The organism is Mycobacterium colombiense, from assembly GCF_001665835.1.
GTDB classification, from domain to species: Bacteria; Actinomycetota; Actinomycetes; order Mycobacteriales; family Mycobacteriaceae; genus Mycobacterium; species Mycobacterium colombiense_A.
Window position 1 is genome coordinate 1 of the sequence record NZ_LZSX01000016.1, and the last position, 1,025, is coordinate 1,025.

1 protein-coding gene is annotated in these 1,025 nt (G+C 67.6%); it reads right to left on the reverse strand.

Going from position 1 to position 1,025, the window contains the following annotated elements; translation table 11 throughout:
- Nucleotides 1-1,025, reverse strand: a 1,025-nt coding sequence (locus A5760_RS03760) for a condensation domain-containing protein (protein ID WP_231122537.1), incomplete at both ends; no start/stop codon positions are given.

The window sequence follows — 1,025 nt, forward strand, 5'->3', positions numbered from 1 at the left end:
GCGCTGAGCTTGGCGAGCAACACCGCCAGGGCGGCCTGCATCACCATGAAGCTGGTCGCGTTGTGCTCACGGGCCACCCGACGAATTTGCTGCTGCAATCCGGCCGGCCAGTCCACGGCCACGCTGGCGCCGCGGTAATCGGCCACCGGCGGGTAGGGCCGGTCGGTGGGCAACGCCAGGCGCTCGGGCATCCCGGCCAGCGCCTGCTCCCAGAAGGCAAGCTGCGCGGCAATCGGGCTATCGCTGTCGGCCAGATCGCCGAACTGCGCGCGCTGCCATAGCGTGTAATCGACGTATTGCACCGGCAACGGCGCCCAATCGGGGGCTTGCCCCGCACATCGGCTGGCAAAGGCCACACCCAGATCAGCCACCAGCGGGGCGATCGACAGGCCGTCAGCGGCGATATGGTGCACTGCGGCCACCAGCACATGCTCGTCATCGGCGACGCGGAAAAGCCTTGCCTGCAAAGGGATTTCGGTGGTCAGATCAAATGCGTAGGACGCCGCGGCCTCGATGGCCTCATCCAGCTGTGTTGTCGACCAGCCGGTGGCATCAATGACGTCCCAGCCAAAGTCGGCCCGCTGCACGGGAATAACCACCTGCTGGGGTATGCCCGCGGGTGCCGCAAACAGGGTGCGCAGGCTCTCGTGGCGGCCCACCACATCGGCCAATGCCGCACTCAACACGTCGGCATCGAGGTGCCCGTCCAGCCGCAACGCCGCGGCCATGTTGTAGATCGGTGACGGCCCCTGCAACTGGTCGATAAACCACAACCGCTGCTGGGCAAACGACAACGGGACCACCGTGGGCCGCTCCACCGCCACCAACGGCTCCAGCCCGGCCCCATCGGCACCGATGCGGGGCGCTAACTGGGCAACGGTCGGCGCCTCGAACACGGTGCGCACCGCAAGGTGTACGTCCAGGCCGGCGTTGACCGCGGCGACCAGGCGCATCGCGGACAGCGAATCCCCACCCAAGTCGAAGAAGGAGTCGTCGACCCCGACCCGCTCCAGCCCGAGCACCTG